General features: G+C 58.7%; 15 protein-coding genes. 4 read left to right on the forward strand and 11 right to left on the reverse strand.

All coding sequences use genetic code 11. The annotated features are described in order from the left end of the window. From CA85_RS00310 to CA85_RS00320, 3 genes are all read right to left on the reverse strand, one after another. On the reverse strand, nt 1-1,230 hold the full coding sequence (locus CA85_RS00310; RefSeq protein WP_146389115.1) for a M14 family zinc carboxypeptidase: 1,230 nt from the start codon (nt 1,228-1,230) through the stop codon (nt 1-3). A gap of 130 nt (nt 1,231-1,360) precedes the next feature. Beyond that, nucleotides 1,361-2,587 carry a sialate O-acetylesterase gene (locus tag CA85_RS00315; RefSeq protein ID WP_146389117.1) on the reverse strand — a complete coding sequence of 409 codons (1,227 nt, stop codon included), beginning with the start codon at nt 2,585-2,587 and terminating at the stop codon, nt 1,361-1,363. A gap of 193 nt (nt 2,588-2,780) precedes the next feature. Then, the gene (locus CA85_RS00320) at nt 2,781-3,419 is read right to left on the reverse strand and encodes a DNA-3-methyladenine glycosylase (RefSeq protein WP_146389119.1); all 639 of its coding nucleotides are present in this window, start codon (nt 3,417-3,419) and stop codon (nt 2,781-2,783) included. 169 nt (nt 3,420-3,588) lie between these two features. Here CA85_RS00320 and CA85_RS00325 point away from each other — a divergent pair, with 169 nt between their 5' ends. Beyond that, on the forward strand, nt 3,589-4,221 hold the full coding sequence (locus tag CA85_RS00325) for a hypothetical protein (RefSeq protein WP_246112365.1): 633 nt from the start codon (nt 3,589-3,591) through the stop codon (nt 4,219-4,221). 159 nt (nt 4,222-4,380) lie between these two features. Here the strand turns inward: CA85_RS00325 and CA85_RS00330 are convergent, their stop codons facing one another. The 5 genes from CA85_RS00330 to CA85_RS00350 form a co-directional block, all read right to left on the reverse strand. Continuing rightward, nucleotides 4,381-4,956, reverse strand: coding sequence for an adenine phosphoribosyltransferase (locus CA85_RS00330; RefSeq protein WP_146389121.1), 576 nt, complete (start codon nt 4,954-4,956; stop codon nt 4,381-4,383). A 122-nt stretch (nt 4,957-5,078) separates the two neighbouring features. Next, a complete protein-coding gene (locus CA85_RS00335) occupies nt 5,079-5,501 on the reverse strand; it encodes a TraR/DksA family transcriptional regulator (protein ID WP_146389123.1) in 423 nt (140 codons plus the stop codon). A gap of 358 nt (nt 5,502-5,859) precedes the next feature. Then, entirely contained in the window at nt 5,860-7,074 is a 1,215-nt protein-coding gene (locus CA85_RS00340; protein WP_146389125.1) for a RimK family alpha-L-glutamate ligase, read from the reverse strand. 106 nt (nt 7,075-7,180) lie between these two features. Next, nucleotides 7,181-8,608 carry an adenylosuccinate lyase gene (gene purB / locus CA85_RS00345; protein WP_146389127.1) on the reverse strand — a complete coding sequence of 476 codons (1,428 nt, stop codon included), beginning with the start codon at nt 8,606-8,608 and terminating at the stop codon, nt 7,181-7,183. Nucleotides 8,609-9,006: 398 nt separating this feature from the next. Beyond that, nucleotides 9,007-10,806 carry an AI-2E family transporter gene (locus CA85_RS00350; protein ID WP_246112366.1) on the reverse strand — a complete coding sequence of 600 codons (1,800 nt, stop codon included), beginning with the start codon at nt 10,804-10,806 and terminating at the stop codon, nt 9,007-9,009. Between the two features lie 255 nt (nt 10,807-11,061). On the opposite strand from CA85_RS00350, the gene CA85_RS00355 reads away from it, so the two are divergent. Continuing rightward, nucleotides 11,062-13,524, forward strand: a complete 2,463-nt coding sequence (locus CA85_RS00355) for a TolC family protein (RefSeq protein WP_146389866.1) — start codon at nt 11,062-11,064, stop codon at nt 13,522-13,524. Between the two features lie 592 nt (nt 13,525-14,116). After that, nucleotides 14,117-15,004, forward strand: a complete 888-nt coding sequence (folP, locus tag CA85_RS00360) for a dihydropteroate synthase (protein WP_246112367.1) — start codon at nt 14,117-14,119, stop codon at nt 15,002-15,004. On the opposite strand, the gene CA85_RS00365 is transcribed toward folP, so the two are convergent. After that, entirely contained in the window at nt 14,988-15,200 is a 213-nt protein-coding gene (locus CA85_RS00365; protein WP_186774661.1) for an RNA-binding S4 domain-containing protein, read from the reverse strand. The genes folP and CA85_RS00365 overlap by 17 nt on opposite strands. Continuing rightward, complete coding sequence (locus CA85_RS00370) at nt 15,197-16,210, reverse strand: endonuclease/exonuclease/phosphatase family protein (RefSeq protein ID WP_246112368.1); 1,014 nt, start codon at nt 16,208-16,210, stop codon at nt 15,197-15,199. Before CA85_RS00370 ends, CA85_RS00365 begins: the two co-directional genes overlap by 4 nt. Nucleotides 16,211-16,357: 147 nt before the next feature. On the opposite strand from CA85_RS00370, the gene CA85_RS00375 reads away from it, so the two are divergent. After that, a complete protein-coding gene (locus CA85_RS00375) occupies nt 16,358-17,215 on the forward strand; it encodes a DUF1559 family PulG-like putative transporter (RefSeq protein WP_186774662.1) in 858 nt (285 codons plus the stop codon). 372 nt (nt 17,216-17,587) lie between these two features. Here the strand turns inward: CA85_RS00375 and CA85_RS00380 are convergent, their stop codons facing one another. Then, nucleotides 17,588-20,023 carry an ATP-binding protein gene (locus CA85_RS00380; protein ID WP_146389132.1) on the reverse strand — a complete coding sequence of 812 codons (2,436 nt, stop codon included), beginning with the start codon at nt 20,021-20,023 and terminating at the stop codon, nt 17,588-17,590. Between the last annotated feature and the right edge of the window lie 133 nt (nt 20,024-20,156).

A 20,156-nucleotide genomic window follows, 5' to 3' on the forward strand; every position in this document is an offset into this window, starting at 1 on the left:
TCAATTCTGTAGGTCGAGCTGATTCCACGCACGCAGTACGGCCCAGCCGTATGCGTCCAGGGAGGGCTGGTCCATGCTCGCCTTGCTCGGTGCGAAGGGGATTTCCAATGTTGATGCGGTCAAGCAACCCGGGCGGCTGGCAAAGTAGCCGCTGTTCATCGTCCGCTTCTCATCGTCGATCGGCTTGAGCCATACCAGGGGTCCGAACGGAGCCCCGTCGGGTAGTTCTTCTTTGATCGCCTTGGCAAATCGATCCACGATGGCGGCGTTGTTCGTTGGGACATCCGATGGCCCGACGAAATACATCAATTGATGATCATCCATGACGAGCGTCGGGCAGTGCAGGTCCAACGATGCGCCAATCTGCTGCTCTTCACCCAGCTCCATGATTGCTTGCACTTCCGGATAGATGGATTTCTCGCCATAGTCGCGATTGTGATCGTGCGGCGTCCGACCTTTGCCCTGGTCGCCTCGTTCGACGCCGTCTTTGTCGACGAACGGCACAGCGTACAGAACAAATCGCTGGCGGAATTCAACACCGACCGGATCGTCCGACATCGCCGCCGCCAGCATACCCTCGAGCACAAAGCTGGCAATGGTCTCCGTGGCATGATGTCGTGCCGTGACCAGCATCGCGATTTTCCCGGGGCCAGCTCTACCGATCTGCACCAATTCAACGTCCCGGCCCTGCCGGCTCTGGGTCAATACACGGGTTTGAAGATGCCGATTGGCCTGGTGATCTTGAAGGAACGCTTGCCAATTTGATTCGGTGTAGGGGAGTGTTACAGCGAATCGGACTCGCTCTCCAGGATCGCTGAATGTGTAGGTAAAAGAACGGCCTCGGACGAGCGCGGTATTATTGCCCATCCAACGCCAGCTCACGCCTTGGTCGGTGCTGATCGCGGGACCTTGAAAACCGACGGCTCCGTTTTCAAACCCAGCTACTTTTTCGGGAAAGACAAAGGCAACTTCTCCGGCTCGCTCCGCGATCGCTTCGAAATTCCAGTAGAACCAATTTCTTCCGCCATCGAGCCGAGGTGACAAATCAACCGTTTTCCCGTCGTTGCTCTCGACGTTGATATTGCCTCCGGGATAGTCAGCCTGAATGTCGACGATCCTCGCGGGCTCAGACAAATCCTGTTTCGACTGAGCATCGTTGGGCTGCTTCGTCTGCCCAAGACAATTCACACAAACAATGGCTGTGGCGAAAATGAGAGTAGGAACTCGCATGGGCCCCTCGAGGGAAATGAGAGAGAAGATTGCGCGCCGACACGAGGCTGCCCTGCCACCGCAATACCAAGTATAGACGTTCCACTGCACAGGAACGGCGTGGTTCTCAACAGCATCTCCGATTCGCAATCTATTCCCGTAGCGAGGTTGCCGGCATCAGCTCCAACATCGCCTCGGCGAACGCGTTTCCCATCAGCCCAAACGTTTTGGCGCAGCCGAGATAATGATAGCCCGCATTGGAAGCCCCCCGTGCTCGCAAGGCGGCCTCTTCCGGAGAGATCAACTCCGCCTCGAAGGCTGCCACTTCTGCCTGCATCTCTGCTTCGGTCATCTCGCCTCGAGCGACCTCGTTTCTATTTAGCTGATAGCGTTTCTGCGCAACCTGTTGCACCTTCTCTTGAATGGCCGCTAGAGGTTCGTCCCAAAACTCACCGGTTTGTATCGCCGTGACGTTCGCTCGGAATTCCGAATAGGACGCCGGTGCCGCCATCGCCGCTCGAAACTGCCGGTTTCCGTCGTTGAGCTTCTCCACTTTCATTCCATCCACGCCCATCACCCCAATCACAAACGGCAACTCCGGCGCATCGAGATCCTTGCGAACATCTCGGATCAAGTTGGCCAACCACTCACTGTATTTGTCGAAACGATTGACATCGCTGTCGCGCCGCGGCACTGGGTAGACATCACGGTTGACCATATCGTTGAATCCCTGGAACCACACGAATCCCGATATCTCATAGCCTTGCTGGGGATCGTAGCCGGTGACAACGCGCTCGATATCGCCGAGCACGTTCTCGACGTGCTGGATCATCAATCGATAGTAGTGCCCGCTGCCCTCGACGGGGTTTCGATCCCGCTCCAGATCGCGTTGGGATCGCACGTAAACTCCCGAACTGGGTGAACGGAAGTCATAGAAAAGTGACTTGCCCCCCCATGCTGTCTTGATGATCAAGACAGGGGCTTCCAATGCCGCGTCCATCGCGAGGCCAAAGGTAAACTCTGGTCCAATCTTGCCACCATCGACGGCCGGGTTCCGGCGGGAACCGTAGCCTGCAGTGAGCTTGCCATGCCCTTCGCCATTCTCATCGCCCCGTCCGGTGAAGTACGAGATCCATGCATCCTCAGCGACCCTGGGGGAGCCATCGGAATCAATCATCTGATGATAGAGTTCCTTGGTCTCGGGGTCATCGGCGATGTATTCGATGGTGGAGACCTTCGCATGCCCTTCCATATTGGACTGCCCCGCCAAGATAAACACCTGGATCGGCTGCGGCTCGGCAGCCACGGACGCGGGCGTCGACAACGCGGTTGTGAGTAGTCCGATGAGAGCAAAGGTGATAACGCGGCGTTGAGGCATTCTTAAGGTTCCAGCGGAGACAACGACGATCAGGGAGCACGACACTCCACTGCATCATGCCGCTTACCTTAGCAGTTGGTATACCGGAGATGTGCCGGCTCCCATCTCGCGCTAATTGCTCGGCTGCCTTTCGATTGAGCCATTTTTCGCCACTTCAGTAAACACGCGACGGTGCCGAGTCGCGGCGGCGCCGCTATCGCGGCAGCAGTGTCTCGCGGCGGGGACGGCTGTGTAAGCGTGCCAATCCACTGACGTAGCGATTCCCGTCGACGAAGAACCGCAACGGTAGCTCGGCGGCCTGACGGATACCAATCCGTGGTGACGATCGAATCCTCTCCCGCACATCCTGCCCCGCCATCACCCGCCATTGGCGTGAAGAAAGTGCATCGACTCCATCGCAGTCGCGTTGGACGCCCATCGCTTGACAGAGCATGCCTGGCCCCGACGTGATTCGCCGGTCATCGACCGTACCGCGAACGCGCTGCATTTGCCGGAGGCCCCACACCGGCTCGACCGCGCGGATCAACACTGCCGATCCGATCGCCTCGCTCTCGGTAACGAAATTCAAGCAGTGCTTGGCATGAATCGGATAAACGTAGAGTCTCCCCGGCTCAGCAAACATCGACGCATTACCAGGCGTGCGGCCTCGAGCACTGTGGCTGGCAGGGTCACCCTGTGATAAATACGCTTCCGTTTCAACGATCCATCCGCCTCGCCAGACACCGCCGACCCGGTGCGCCAACGTACAGCCGAGCAGGTCGCGGGCGACGAGCAGGGGATCCCGCTGAAAGAATCCACGCGTCAGACGGTCTGCGTCGGGCAGGGAGCTCATGGAAATCGATCCGACCGCAGGGATGTTGAGAATGGGATTTGGGTAAAGTTTACCGGCTGTGCGGACGATAACGATTGTGACGCCGGATTCTCGACCCTGAGATTCGGTGGAGGATTGCGTCAACCAAGGTTTCCCGACGCAACCTTGCGCTACCTCAAAAACCGCCCACGTGACACGGACGTCTGTGATGATTCATGCCGCTCAAACTCTTTTGCTCGCAGTTTGCTTGACCCTGACAGTAGGCTGTTGTGGTCCGATGTGGCAACACGGCTCCTGTGCGGGAGGTGGCGTGGGAGGCTGCAGCGACGGCTGTGGAGCCTGTGACGGTTGCGGCGAACTCTATGTCGATCCCTGGATCAACCACCCCGCGGATCGCTGCGACCCATGCGATTCGTGCGGCAATTATAACGGCCAGTCCTGCGGAAAATGCCGCCCGGTCTTTGCAGGCGTCAAGAGTCTCTGGGGATATCGCTGCGATGATGGGTGCGGCGGAGCCTGTGGTGGCGGCTGCGGAGGTGCGTGCGATAGCGGTTGCGATACCGGCAGCTGTGGCGGCGATTGTGGATGTGGATCCCACCACGGGGAAGGCGAATTCATGGGCGGCTATGCGAACGGCCAACCGACGCTGGCACTGCAGGAAGGTGAAACCATCGTGGGCTCGCACATGTCGGGTGATCCGATGCCAACGCACTCAAGTAGCATGGGAAATAGCTACCCGACTCACGTGACACAGCAAGGCGGCACCACCAGCCAAATCTTCCGCCCCCGACAGGTCAACCAACCACGACCACTGGCGTACTAAGCAACGCACGATCAATTTCTGTCGTAGTGGACGAGTTCTGTCGTAGTGGACGAGGCGACGAGTCCAAAGCCGCAGGACTCGTCGTCTCGTCCACTACTAAAACCGATACATATTCATGGCTCACCCTGTGTTGGTAAGCAACCGATCCGAGTAAACTGGCTAGATGCTCGGCCCGGGCTCGCGATTTTGAATACTTAACTCGGCCTCACCATCGTCGCCGCTGTATTTCAACACGCTGTGAACGTGATAGGGCTCTAGTCTCGCTTCGCCACCGAACGCCTCGAGGTGTAGCAGGAACGAGCAGCCCACGACGTCGGCGTCACATTTCTCTAGCAAACGTAGACAGGCTTCCACTGTCCCGCCGGTAGCGAGCAGGTCGTCGACGACTAACACACGTTGGCCGGGCTGAATCCCGTCGACGTGAATCTGCAGCTCATCGGTGCCGTACTCGAGCTGGTAAGCAAACGAGTGCAGATCGAACGGCAACTTGCCAGGTTTACGAATTGGCACAAATCCAGCCCCAAGCCGCATGGCCAGCGGCGTGCCAAAGATAAATCCGCGTGCTTCAGCGGCTGCCACCACGTCTACCCCTGCATCGAGGAACGGAGCTGCCATCTGATCAACGGCTTCGTGCAACGCGTCGGCATCGGCCAACAGCGGGGTGATGTCCCGATATAGGATCCCTGGTTTGGGATAGTCGGGAATATCTCGAATCAGCGAGCGGAGGTTTGCCATGTTGTGATCTCGGGGATGCTCGGGAAAGGGACTTTAACTCCATGCCCCATGACCATAACCGCTGACGGGGCGTCACCGAAAGCACCAACCCGCCAGAATTCAGTGTGTCGAGAAGCGAGGGATTACCCCTCCACCTTATCCGCGTCAGCCATATCAAAGATCCGGTTCCACGGCACCGCAGCGGCGGATCCGTCGCTGTCACTTTCCGCCTTCCGGCGACACTCGATGCAGTCGCTCGCGTAAGGGATCGCGCGCAGCCGGTTAAGTGGAATGGGTTTTCCACAGTCCTCACAATCACCAAAATTCCCTTGCTGGAACTTGGCAATCGCCTCTTCAATCTCCACCAATTCTTGGCTCTCAACCTCGACCAATTGGCTATTGAGCTCATCTTGGACAGTATCAGCGGCGGCATCGAGCGCATCGCCGGTTCTTTGCTGGTGGAGCTCGCTCAGTAAACTCAGGTCTCCCGCTAACGCCTTTCTCAAGGCATCACGACGACGAATTAACGTAACTCGCAATTTCTGCAGAGATTCTTTTCTGGACATGGGAAAACCTTTCTTTCAGACGAGGACGTCCTCGCGAACCGAATCAATCGAGGTCGCGGCAACCATTCAGACGTTTGTCGACGTCGGAAAGTTCGCCAAACCCGTTTCAACTCGCCGCTAAGGCTCCCTCGCAGGTCTGCGATCAGGACTCAAAGCTGCATGACACGCTCACGCGACGTGATTGCCTCACGTCGTCAACAATATCCGTTGGGACGGAAATGCAACCCTAAAAACGCTTTGGCCGGATCAGTATTCCTCCACCAAGCAACGATCATGCCGAAAACGCTACTTCGGTAGACAAAAGAAAGTTTTGTGAAATCCCGTCGCTGACCGCGACAGTTCCATGATCTTGCCAGAGTCAGTTGCTGGAGATCTCTTGCTGGATCTGCTGAGCCGATGCAGGCAGCGCCTTGATCTTGGGACGACGCTTTTTGCGAGCTTTATCAGGCACCATCCCCCGCATTGCCTCGAGTTTTCCAAAGCACAGCAGGCGATCATTGGGCTCGAGCGTCCGCTTCAGACGCGGATTGGGGATCACGGTCGTGCCGCGGTACAGCGTCAAGACGTTGATATCTCGTTCGGCCAATCCGGATTCGTCGATCGTCTTGCCGACAAATTCGGAGCCGTCGCGGACGTGCAGTTCGGTCACACCGTACCCGCGACTGACCGTCAACCGCTGCCGCACGTCGACTTCGGGGAAGTCAACCTGAGCCGCCATGTAGTCAATGATCGCGCCAGCAATATCGAGGTTCGTGCAGCTTTCGATGCCTTCGAGTCCCGGCGAGGAATTGACCTCCATGACCTGCGGCCCGTCCTTGCCCTCGAGCATGTCGACACCGGCGACCCGCAATCCCATGATCTGAGCGGCGCGGACGGCCGTCTCGGCGTACACGGGGTCCAGATCCACCGCTTCGGTTTGCCCGCCTCGATGCACGTTGCTGCGGAACTCGGTCCCCACGGCCACTCGCCGCATCGCTGCGACTATCCGGTCACCGACAACGAAGGCGCGGATGTCGCGGCCCTTGCTCTCAGCGACAAATCGCTGCACCAGAACGTTCTGCCGGGTGCTCTGCAAAGTCTCAATGATCGCTTCGGCAACCTTGACCGACTCGGCCAAAATCACTCCCACACCCTGGGTACCCTCTAGCAATTTAATGATCACGGGGGCCCCACCGACGCGCTCAATTGCAGGCAAGATATCCTTGCGGTCGCGAACGAAAGTCGTTTGCGGGATGCCGATCTGATGGCTGCTGAGAATCTGTAGACTGCGGAGCTTGTCGCGAGAGTTGGTGATACCAGCCGACGAACATGCACTGAACACGTCCATCTGTTCGAACTGACGTACCACGGCTGTCCCAAAGTACGTGATCGACGCTCCGATCCGTGGCAGGATCGCGTCGTAATCACTCAATCGCTTGCTGCGATAATACAGATCGGGCTCGCCCTGCTCCAAATCAATCGCAAACTTCAGAGTGTTGAGCACCTTGGCGGTCGCTCCACGGTGCCGGGCCGCTTCCAGCAGCCGCCGAGTCGAGTAGCACTTCGGGCTGCAGGAGAGGATGGCTAACTTCATGCGATTACTCTTTGAGAGCGTGGATGGATGGGGTTGAAACAGGAAAGAACTGCCATGGGCTTGGCAACCCGACATTCATCTCCTGAGTGATCCGATGCGATTCATATTACAGGATGTCACCGGGACGATAGGCCGCTGCCTCCGGATTCTTATTGACCAACTGCTCGATTCGCGCGTTGACTTTATTGATTTGAGCCGCCGCGTTGCCAACAAACTCGATCGGTGCCCCGATCGCTGCGTGTAACTCTTCACGGCTGAACGGTATCCGATCATCGCCTGCGAGTCGATCGATCAGATCGTTGTCATCACGGCCCGACTCCCGCATCGCCAGAGCCGCCGCCACGGCGTGTTCCTTGATCGCTTCGTGCGCCGTTTCACGGCCCACGCCAGCTTTGACGGCAGCGACCAAGATTTTTGTCGTCGCCAGGAACGGCAGGTAGCGGCGGAGCTCACGATCGATCACCGCCGGGTAGGCTCCGTAATCACTCAAGACAGTGAGAAACGTTTCCATCTGCCCGTCGATTGCTAAAAATGAGTCGGGCATGGCCACCCGCCGCACCACACTGCAACTGACGTCTCCTTCATTCCATTGGTCACCAAGTAAGCCGCCGACCATCGCCAAATATCCACGCAACAGAACGCAGAACCCGTCAATCCGCTCAGCCGATCGCGCGTTCATCTTGTGCGGCATCGCCGAAGAACCGACCTGGCCCGGCCGAAAACCTTCCGTAGCAAGTTCCGCGCCCGCCATCAGCCGCAGCGTCCGGGCAAAGTTCGCCGGGGCCGATGAGACCTGAGTGAGCGCCGAGACGACGTCAAAATCCAGTGAGCGTGCATACACCTGCCCGACGCTGTCAAACACCGACGTGAAACCAAGCCGTTCAGCAATTCGCACGTCCAGCTGGTCGAGCTTCTCAGCATCGTTTTGGAACAGATCGAGCATATCCTGCTGAGTGCCGACAGGCCCCTTGATCCCTCGCAGCGGATAGCGGGCGATCAGTTCGTCGACTCTTTGATAAGCCGTCAACATCTCTTCGGCCACGTTGGCAAAACGCTTGCCCACCGTCGTGACCTGAGCGGGCACGTTGTGACTGCGGCCCGCGATCGCCAGTTCCGCGTACTCCGCCGAACGTTCAGCCAACATCGAGAGCGATGTGACGATCCGGTCGCGAACGAGCAACAGCGCGGAGCGAATTTGCAACTGCTCGACGTTCTCGGTCAAATCCCGACTCGTCATCCCTTTGTGGATGTGCTCGTGACCGGCCAACTCATTGAACTCTTCGATCCGGGCTTTGACATCGTGGCGTGTGACGCGTTCGCGATCGTCAATCGACTGCAAATCGACCTGATCGATCACCTTCTCGTAAGCCTCGACCACGCCCTCGGGAATCGGCACCCCCAAGTCGGACTGCGTTTCCATGACCGCGATCCACAACCGACGTTCCTGGACGACTTTTGACTCCGGTGACCAAATCGCCACCATGGCCTCGCTGGCGTATCGAGATGCAAGGACATTGGGGAGGGATTGAGACACGGAAATCTCCGAGGGAAGGACTGTATTGTCTATACGTGGGGCATGATCATAACCGCTCGCCGCGGTTGTCCAAGGGTGGCGTGCGACTCTCTCAAACTTGTCTCTCACGCTGGGGCCCGACGGTCTTTCCGAACTGTCGATTCAATCGACGTTGGTCCCGCAATAATGAGCCGAGGGCCGTCAGGCACAGAGTAACGCCGCCCACCCGGCCGCTTGGGAACGTGGGAGCAATAAGTGTCGAGAACTTCACCCTCCCTTCGGGAGGGTCGGCCCGCTGCGGGCCGGGGAGGGCGAGCACGGAAATCCAGCATAACCCTCCCCTCGCTTCGCTCGACCCTCCCACAGGGAGGGTGAATTAGAATGCGTCACTTATTCTTTCCGCGTTTCTTACCGATCGCTCACGCGTCTTGGATCTCATGGTTGAGTATCTCCAACAGCGTTTGCAAAAACACCACCACCATGGGCCCGACCAGGATTCCGATCGGCCCGAAGACGGAAACGCCCCCGATCACGCTCAGCAGAGCAAAGAGCGGGTGCAATTGGCTACGGCCTTGCAGAACGTAAACCTTGATCACGTTGTCAATCGAGGAAACCACCGCAGCGCCCCACAACGCCAGCAATCCAGCGGCGATCCAGCGTTGTTCGACGAATCCAAGCCACAGAGCACAGGGCACCCAAACCGAGGCGGCACCGAGAAACGGCACCAAGGCCATCAGACTCGTCAGGAACAGGAACAGGACAATCTGATCGAACCCGGTCAACCAAAACCCGATCGTCGCTAAAATCCCCTGCACCACCGCACTGGCCACGCTCGCTATCACCACCGCGCGACTGGTCTGATCAAACTGCGTCAATAACTGGCGCTCGTAGGAATCGTCCAGCGGTGAAAGACGCATCAACGTGCTGGTCATCTTGGGACCGTCGATCAAAAAGAAGTAAATCGAGATAACGAGGATCATCAAGCCGAACAGGACCTTGGCCAGCATGCTGCCCGTGGCACTCGTCAATTTGACGAACCGCGGCTGCAGCGATTCACGAGCTCCCCGAATCAACCGGGAGAAATCCGCTTCGTCTGGATTCGCCAACAGTTTCATCTGGCTCTGCAGTGCACCGCCGAGCTTGAGGTGCATCCAAGTTCGAACCGAGGCCGCGGCGTGCACGGACACCTGCTCGAATTCTTCCGAGACGTTCAACCTCAACAGCGGGTTGATCTCGCCCGCCGAATTCGCCGCGAGTTCCTGCTCAGCAGCCTCACGGAGGGAATCCGAATAGTCATTGAGCGTTTCCACCGCCTGCTCTGCTGCTTCGACGGAAGATTCCGGCCCCTCCACGTTGGCCTGGAGGAACTTCACAATCGCAGCAGCTTTGTCCAACTGCTTGGCTTTGACCACCAATCCGCCTGGATGATTCGCCACACTTTCGCTGTCTGCAGTGGCCTGCGGCAGCCCCTTGACTCCCATCGAATTGGTAATCTGATCGAGCTCGCGGAAGTACTCGGCATGCGGCAGGCTAAGGCCAACCTGATCGCGAATGCGGTCCAAGGCAACCGATGCACTGCCATTCATCCGCGACAGCAACACAGTGAACTGGCTAGTCGCTACCGAAATCACCACCCCCAACGGCAATAAGACAATGAACAGGATCAGTGCCGTCGTCAGCCCTGCCGAGAGCCGCCGCCGCTGGTGCGTTCGCGCTAAGAGAGACAGATATACCGGGCGAAAGATGACGACCAACAGTGCCGCCAGGAACAACGGCACAAAGAACCCAGCCATCACCTGATAAAACAGCACACCGATGCCCAGAATCCCCACGACCAGCATCACGACGGACATCACCCGCGCCAGCGAGGGCAGTTGAGGGAGGAGATTCGGTTTGCCCCCAACGAAATTCTCGACGAAGTTCTCGCCTCCCCATTTCCCTGCCGTCGCTTTCGCTCCGACGGGGCGCCCTTCGACTGCCCCTCCCTGCGTCGCCTGGCCATCCGCACCGGAATCACGCACGGAGTCATCGCCTCCCGGGGGTTTATCAGCACCCGAGGACTCAAGGCTCACAGGGCGAACCGACTCGGCGGCCTTGCCAGCACCGCCTGCTTCGTTGGTGTCTGCCGACGGACCGCTGCCACCGGCGCCGGGCTCGGTTTCACGCCCCATTGTTTCACGCTGCGGATTGGTTTTTCCTCGTCTTCGTCGCTTGCTCATCAATCGCTCGGGTTGAGTTCGTCGGTGTTTTCTACTTTTTCGTCAAAATCTGCAGAATCGTCAAAGGTTATCTATCTCGATGGTCGATAGCACTTTCGGACAGAGGTCTCACGTCGCCCGGTGGAGCGTACGGCGTGAGACCTTTGTAGGGGGGCTTTCCAATTCAACGGTTTACGGGAGCCCATGACACGGCCGCTTTGTGGCGGCCGCAATCATGGGTTTACCGGTGACCGCCGATCCAGGGAAGTCCAGGGCATGAATCGCTCGCTGCTATACCGCTACACTGCCTACCTGCAACTCGGGCTCTCGCTCTTGATTGCCTGCGGTTGTGCACCCACTCAGCCATTCTTTCTGAATGAATCGCCGGACTTGAAGTACTACCTTCAAGCGGCGACGCAGATCGAATATCCCGATGTGGATGTGGAGAGTCTACCTGATACGACGCAAACGTTGCGGCCGCTAACGATCGGCAATCACGATTATCAGTTCTGGAACCTGCCACTCGAAGAAGCCGTCTCGATCGCGTTGGGCAATGCCAAGTTCTTCATCACGACCGGTGGGATCCTGGAGAACCGTCAAAATGTGGCTGACCAATTCATCAGCGGCACCGCAGACCAGTTCGGCAGCATCTACGACGTCGCCATCAGCCAATCGACGACCCAATCCGTACCGCTGACCATCGACGGCAATGGCAACCGTGTGCTGCCACGAGGCGTCCTGCGAGCAAACCAGGTCGGTGGTGTGGAAGACGCCCTGGCCGAGTTCGATGCTCAAGCCAGCGGATTTTTGAGCTACAGCAATACCGACCGCCCGCGAAACTCCGGCGACAGCATCGTGTCGCGATCCGACTTCCAATCCGACGACGTCACCGCACAAGGCGCCATCAGCAAACGCCTGGCCACCGGCGGCGTGGCCACCATCCGCAACCAGCTCGTCTACGGCAATAACAACCTGCCATTGGGTCCGATCAACTCGGCCTCACGCCAAGTCCACAGCGACTACACCGCCACCATGGAAGCTCAGGTGCAACAACCCCTGATGCGAAACCGAGGCACGCTGATCAACCGCATCCCTGTCGTGCTGGCGAGTTTGAACGAAGACATTTCCATCGCCCAGTACGAAGTCCAAGTGCGTAACCTCGTCCGCGACGTCGAAGTCGCTTACTGGGACCTGTACGTCGCCTACCGCAACGTCTCGACGGCAATCATCGGACGTAACAGTGCCATCGCAACGGCTCAGTTCGCCCGCTTGGCTCTCGAAAACGGTACCGGTACGCGGCAAGAACTCGCCCAGGCTGTGGAACAGTACTACCAATTCCGTGGCCTGCTCGAATCCGCGATCGCTGGATCAAACCTGCCCGGCTCGGACCGCCAAGGCGTCTACGGTGCTGAACGCCGCCTGCGTGAACTGCTCGGCATTTCACCGACCGACGGTCGCTTGGTGCGGCCCATCGATGAACCCACGATCGCCCGGGTTGAGTTTGACTGGAACGAATCCGTTGCCCAGGCACTCTACCTGTCGCCGGAACTGCGTCAAACCAAGACTCGCATCAAACAACAAGAACTCGAACTCGTCTCGGCCAAGAACCAAATCCTGCCCGACGTGAACCTGTCCCTGCTCTATCGCTATGTCGGCGTGGGCGACACGCTCGGCCCACCATCGGGGTCCGATGTCGACTTCCCCGCTGCCGGCAGCAGTGCCCTGGGTAGCTTGACCGGCGGCAACTACCAAGAAGGTGCCGTGCGTTTGGAAATCACACCGCCCGCCATCGGTGCCCGCCGAGAACTGACCCGGATCCGTGGCAGCAAACTGCGACTCGTCCGCGAGAAGGCTAACTTGCAAGAGAAGGAACGATTGCTCGTCAGCCGATTGTCCGACGCCGAAGCGAAAGCCGCTACCCACTACCAACTCATTCAAACCAATGCCCAGCGGTGGCAAGCCGCCGAGCAAGAAGTGGAAGCTCGCTTGGCCGAGTTCAAAAACGGACGCAGCCCCGTCAACGTGGTCCTGCAGAGCCAACAACGAAAAGCTCAAGCCCAAATCGAGTACTACCGGGCACTGGGCGAATACAACAAATCACTCAACTACGTCGACTTTCTCAAAGGCACCCTGTTGGCCAACAACAATATCGTCTTGCGAGAAGGTGCCTGGAACAAAAAGGCCTACTGGGATGCCCTCGAACGGGCTCGCGAACGCAGTGCCGGACGTGAACTGGTCTACGGCGTCAGTCGCCCGAACGTCGTCCGCACCGGACCACTGCGTGATGCCGAATCCGCTTCACAGATCATTGGCAGCGGCACGATGACTCCCGGTCAAACCATGACCCCGGAATCCATGATGCTCAGCGAACCTGGCCTCAACGGCAACAGCGGTAACACCGACCCATTGGGAATCAACCTGAACCCCTATCGCAATCCCGTTGACGTCAACGATCAACCGCTGTCCGAAATGGGCGATACCCCTGGCGAATTGCTCGCCCCCGAAGCACCGACAGGCATCCCCACGCCAGCACCAACTTTGAACCAACCGGTTCGTGCGACCACCCCACCGAGCGTGCTCGACACGACATCATCGGCACGGCCGACCCAAGCGTGGCAGTCGGCTCAGCACGTCACCGACTCAGGGGCTGCCAACGCGGTCGTCCCAGCTTCCTATCAAGGATCGGCCAGCGACCAGAACGCACCGCAACCTGTCCGCAGAATGGCGATCCCCCGCTGAGTTTTCCGCTGGCCTCCCTGAGCCAAAACAAACCATACAATTGATTTTCCGTGTAGGGGCGGAGGCTTGAGTCGTTGTCGCCGGGTACGCGCCCGGACTGACGGCAACACTCCCACGACTAGCTCGATCGGCCCGCTTCGGCAGGCCCTTCGGGCTTTTCGTCGTTACACCACCACATCCCAAAGCCCCAGCGAGGCAACCCGATGACAGCCCCAGGCAACGCCTGGGGATCCCAACGCCAAAACATCCCAAAGCCCCAACGGGGCAACCCTATGACAGCCCCAGGCAACGCCTGGGGACCCAAACGCCAACACAACCCAAAGCCCCAACGGGGCATCCCTACGACAGCCGCGGCAACGCCTGGGGATCCCAAACGCCAACACATCCCAAAGCCCCAACGGGGCATCCCTATGACAGCCCCAGGCAACGCCTGGGGATCCCAACGCCAAAACATCCCAAAGCCCCAACGGGGCAACCCTATGACAGCCCCAGGCAACGCCTGGGGATCCCAACGCCAACACAACCCAAAGCCCCAACGGGGCGGCCCTATTTCTGCGCCGCTAAACCAACAATCCTCTAGAGATCGGTAACCATGTCACTGATTTGGCAAACATCGGGTCGAACGATCACCATCGGACACCGCCCCCTTGTGATGGGGATTCTCAATCTCACGCCGGACAGTTTCTCCGACGGCGGGCGTTTGTATGACAAAGCGTCCTCACTCCAGCTCGACGCCGCCCTTGCCGCCGGACTCCAGATGGCGGCCGACGGCGCGGACATGATCGATATCGGCGGTGAGAGCACACGTCCTTACAGCGAACCGGTCGACGCGTCCGTCGAACGGGATCGCGTCGTCCCTCTGATCGAACGACTGGCACCACGCGTCGACATCCCGATCAGCATCGACACGAGTAAATCCAGCGTGGCGGAGGCGGCGATCGATGCAGGGGCAGAGATCGTTAACGACGTCACGGGGCTCGAAAGCGACCCGGCCATGGCCGATCTCGTCCGCAAACGCGAGGTGGGTGTTTGTGTGATGCACATGCAAGGCACACCGCAAACCATGCAAGATGCCCCGCAATATGAGGACGTGGTCGCCGACATCCGTCGCTATCTCATCGCCCGCCGTGACGCTTGCTTGGCCGCCGGCATCGAACAGTCGCGAATCTGTCTCGATCCCGGTATCGGGTTTGGCAAAACGCACCGACACAACATCGATCTGGTCCGCGGGATCGATCAGTTTACCGACCTCGGCTGCGTTTGCCTGATCGGGCATTCTCGCAAAGGGTTCATTCGTAAACGGCTGCAGTCGATCGTGTCCGCCTCGGGCCGAGAGCTCGATCCGATGGCTGGTACCCTGGGCGTCTCGCTGGCCGCAGCCGCGGCGGGCGCTCACATCCTCCGCGTCCACGACGTCGCCGAAACGGTCCAGGCCCTGACGCTATTCGAAGCCTGTGGCGGAATCAATCATCGTCGGTGACCTCGACCACCCACACCTCGCTGTTCCAATTGACCTCATCGCCAGTCCGAAGTTGCCGCCGACGACGCGTCTCCACCTCGTCGTTGACCAACACCTCGCCGGCTTGAATGCGGACCTTCGCTTCACCACCGGTACCGACGATACCTGCCGCTTTGAGGAAATCATCCAAGCGGATCATGGGTTGTGTTTCACTCATCGAATCTCAAACTCCGCTACCAAAGGATAATGATCACTGAGGTCACGGTTCGCCGCATCGATCTCCCAGTAGTGGTTCCAGTGCTCATCGAGAAGATCAGCGCCGCCGCGAATCGACAGATCAGGGCGGACGTCGACGCTCCGTAAACAGAGGTCCGGGCGGCCCGGTTCGTCTCCGATGAGCGATCGGCTGACGATTATCCGATCAAACTGTTTGCCAGATAATAGGTGTGTCTGCCGCCGAGCGACAGGCACCTGCTCGATCAGATCCACGAGATCGTCTTGGGGGTCGGCGGTGCGACGTCCCATCAATATCGCCATCTCGCTGCCGCCGGCAACCTCGCCCGCCAATTCTTGCGTATTGAAATCTCCGACGACCATCACGTGCGTGGAGCTCCGCTGCCAAACCTGCATCCAACGCAGCAAACTCGCCGCCTGTTTCTGCCGCAAACGCTCGGCTGCCACACCACTCCTCAAATGCACATTGACGACGAGAATCGTTTCGATTTGCCCAGCGACGGGAATTTCGATCAACGCCGCGAGATGTTTCGTGACACCGGCATAGGTCTCCTGCCGCTGCATCGACCCGGTCACCTCACCACGCATCAACGTCAACACTTCGGTGGGCCGGGTCGTCAGAATGCCAACGTCCTGTTCGGTGGCATGATCTTCACCCTCGATGGCATTATCCTGGTACTTCAGACCATGCTCGCGATCGAGTGCTCGCGCCAGGTACCACAACACGCGCGGCCCCTCCACTTCTTGCAATGCAACAATCGACGGCTGAACCTCGGCGATGGACGCTGCGACCGCATCCCGTCGCCAATTCCACAAGCCGCGAGTCGGGGCCGATTTTTCCCGGGCGAGAGCGCTATAATTCCCCTGCTTGGAGTCGTCAAAAAACCACTCGAGATTCCAGCACATCACTGAAAACCCGGGCTCCGCTGCCGAAACCACCGGGGGCCTCCACCCTGCGATCGCAATCACCACCAACAGCCAGCAAGTTCTCATCCGGAAAGCTCCCCAATCCAATCCAACCCATTTCGAAAACAGCCGTAGAGAAAGACACAGTTGCCTACGCCCATCCCTTCCCAACCGAGATGCGATAGCATGCGTTCTCACGTAGCCAGCCATCCGATTACCACCATAGAGTATTTCATGAATCCGCGACCGGTCCCCAGGAACGCATTCTCGCTGCTCGAGCTGATCGTCATCATCACCATCGTGGCCATCCTGCTGGCGATTTCGATTCCCGTCGTTCGCGACATGCGTTCGCTTTCTCGGCGCAGCAACTGTGACCAGAACTTGAGCCGCTTGGTAATGGCGTGCCAGGCCTATGCGGATAACTTCAAGCACTTGCCCAGCGGCACGTTGACGACGTCCGCGCAGGTTTTTCAAAACGGCAACCTCGCTGACACCAGCCCTGCAGAGACACTCAGCATCCTGAGCTTGCCCGAAGGCTATCACCACAACTGGATCTCGTCGCTACTGCGCTACCTCGACCGCGAGGCTCTCTACGATTCGATCGATTTCGAGGTGGGCGTTTCCGCACCGGCGAACGACGCTGTGCGGGAGACAAGCCTCGCGTTCCTGCGCTGCCCCGCTTCCATCGGCGAACAGATCCCCAACACGACGAGCTACGCGGGAATGCACGCGAGCCAAGCGGAGCCTATCGGTGTCAACAACGATGGACTGTTGATGCTCAATCGCTGGATCGCCCTCAGCGACATTGCCGACGGCACCGCCTACACGATTTTATTGGGCGAAAAACTATCGCCGCCCGAACACGACTTGGGCTGGATGAGCGGCACCCGCAGCAGCCTCCGCAACGCGGGCACCGCGATCAATGAAAGCGTATCATCCGACGTCTTCGAGGACCCGCATTACGTGGGTGGCCTCGGTAGCCTGCATGCCGGCGGTGCCTCCGTCGGGATGGCCGATGGCGCCGTGAAATTCCTGCAAGACTCGATCGACCCGGCCGTTTTCCAAGCCATGGTCAACCGCGAAGACAATTAGATCCAGCATCGCGCGATCAATCAGTAGCGAATTTTGTCTGTAGTGGACGAGGCGACGAGCTGTTGATTACCCACAAGTGCAGCATTCTATCGATTGCTGAAGAAAGCTCATGACAACGCCCCAACGGGGCAGTTCTATGAAAGCCCCAGGCAACGCCTGGGGTTTCAGACGCCACCACCTCGCGTTAGCCCCAACGGGGCGGCTCTATTTGCACATACCATCCGAACGGCAGGATTGCGGCGAACACAGTCGATCATGCAGTGCAAAAAAACTCGTTGCCTCCTGCCAGTTACCCACAAGTTTCCTACGCCGGAGGCGTTGAAGAAAATAGCCGGTGGTCGAGCGCAGCGAACACCACCGGATACGCTCCCCTTAAAACAACGGCACCGCGTCGCCCTCGGGGGTCATCTGCCATGGCGTCCACACGATCCTTGGATCGCTGACTTTCATATCACCTTTGCGCGGTCGGATCACGATCGTTTCCAGTTCGAGATTCTCAATCGCAAACGATTCGGTGAGATCGCTGAGCTCGGCCTCCAATCTCGCACTCATGTCGTCCATGTCCATCCGGTACTCTTCGAGCTGCCGCTCTGCCCGTTCCACATCGCCATGCTGCTGTGCCGTGCGACTGGCGCTACGAGCCGCCGTAGAGACCTTCGAAACGTTCGTCTTACTAAAGATCTTCCGGCCCATGAACGCACTGAGCACGGATGTTCCAAGCGATACCAGCGAGCCTACTTTGGCGTTGTCGTACTGCGCCGATTCACGCGACACTCGGTCCTCGGCGGTGCGAATCTTACTCTTGATCGACTCCATTTTCTTCAAGTATTTCTGCCGTAACTTGTCCGTCTCCAAATCCCGTTGCTCGCGCGCAGCCTGTTGGAAATGCAGTCGCGATTCGCTCTCTGAGAGACCTGCCGGTGCATACTCATCCAAAACCTCACTCTTGTAGAGCTCCATCGGCTGATGACGATAGAGATAGTCCTTGAGATCCTTGAAGATGGACTTCACCGAGGCCTTGCCACGCAGCTCATCGGGCAGGGGCGAGAACGAAAAACTGGAATCTGGTTTCGCCTCCAACTCCGCATCAGGAGCGAGCGGTTCACTCGACTCCCAACCGTCCTGGAGCACGCCCTTGCCACAGAGGAGTATCTGTTGCACGTCGACCCACGAATCGACTCCCGCGGAACTGCGAACGAAATGCAGCGTCCCTTCACCCAACAGGGCGGCCCGGTAGAGCCGCTCGCCCTCTCCACGCACAAACTGATGGGGCAACAGGAAGGATTCGTCAATTCCCGCTGGCAACACCGGCCGCGTTGGTGTGATGGTGCGTTTCGCGACGGGAACGTTTTTGGCTTTGCTTAACTTGGCGAGCTGCGCCTTGCGGTCTGCCATCAAGGTCTGGATCTGGTCGCGCGCCAACGGTCCGGCCAGAAACGACATCGCCCAGCGTGTTTGAAACACTGTCGGTGCGTCGTCGTGAACATTATTCATCAGGAAAACGCGTTTCCCCAAAGACGCGAGCAGTTGTTCCATCTCGCCGCGGTCGAACGGTTTCCCCGACTGGGCCGCCGCACCCTCGAGACCCTCAAGCACGCGAGCCTTGTCGCGTTCGGTCTGCAATCGCCCCAGGAACCAGGTCCCGATGTTAGACAGCCCCTTGTAATCGAGATCGACTGGGTTCTGCGTCGCCAGTGTCACGCCCAGCCCATAGGCTCGGGCCTGTTTGAGCAAAGTCAGCATGGGCGGTTTCGAAGGCGGATTGGCAACCGGAGGGAAGTACCCCGCCACCTCATCCATGTAGAGAATCGCGCGGAGCGAGCTCGTGCCGCTCTGCGTCCGCATCCATGCCACGACCTCGTTGAGCAGGATCGTCACAAAAAACATCCGTTCCTTCTCGCTCAAGTGTGCGATCGAGAGGATGGAGATCCGCGGCTTGCCCTCATCGGTGTGCAGCAGCTTTTTGATCGACAATGGCTCGCCTTCGAGCCAAGAGGAAAATGCCGGTGACGCCAACACGTTGTTGAGCATCATGGCCAGCTTGCCCCGCTCGCTCGCCGGCATGAACGATTCCAGATCCAACACACCCACGCGGGTGATCGGCGGCGCGTTGACCAGGCCAATCAAATCGCCCACCGAAACGTTGCGTTTCTCACGCCAACAGTGATCGAGTATCGAGCTGATCAGAATATGTTCGCGCGATAACAGCGGATCGGCATCGATGCCGAGAAGCGTCAACAGTCCCGACGCCGCGCCGGTGACGCGTTCCCGCATCGCGTCGGCGTCCTCGAGCACTTCGGAAGGCGGGCAATCAAAACTTTTCAAAACAGTCAGCGGCAACCCAATGTTACTACCGGGCGTGTAGATCGCAACATCCGCCGCCGCCTTGTACTTGCCCACCCGCTCGGCCGACTCACCCCATGACTCGAGCCCCTCTTTCCAGTCCTTGGCTGTCGACGCCGCCAACTCATCGAGCGTAAGCCCCTTGCGACTGGCGTCGCCCGCTTCCAGCCACGGCCGGAAATCGTCAGCCCGCATGTCCGGAAACGCCAACATCAAGTTGGCCAGATCGCCTTTCGGGTCGATACAGATCGCGGGAATCCCATCCATCGCCGCCTCCTCCAACAGCGAGATGCACAGCCCCGTCTTCCCGCTGCCGGTCATCCCCACGCACATCGCATGCGTGCAGAGATCCTTGGCGTCGTAGAGCATCAGATCATCGAGCAGCTTGGCATCGGCGAGGTCGTAATGACGCCCCAAATAGAACGTGGCGAGCTTCTCAAATACGTCAGGCGATGGAACGGCCATGGCAGAATCATTCTTCAGAGGCAATGCAAATATTCAGCTTGGCTGATAACATACCCCATCGCACGTCCGCCGCGAAACTCGCCCCGGGTTTCAGCCCATTCACTATCCGCCTCCACGACTCCGCACTGCTTTC

Source organism: Allorhodopirellula solitaria, assembly GCF_007859855.1.
Taxonomy (GTDB): Bacteria; Planctomycetota; Planctomycetia; order Pirellulales; family Pirellulaceae; genus Rhodopirellula; species Rhodopirellula solitaria.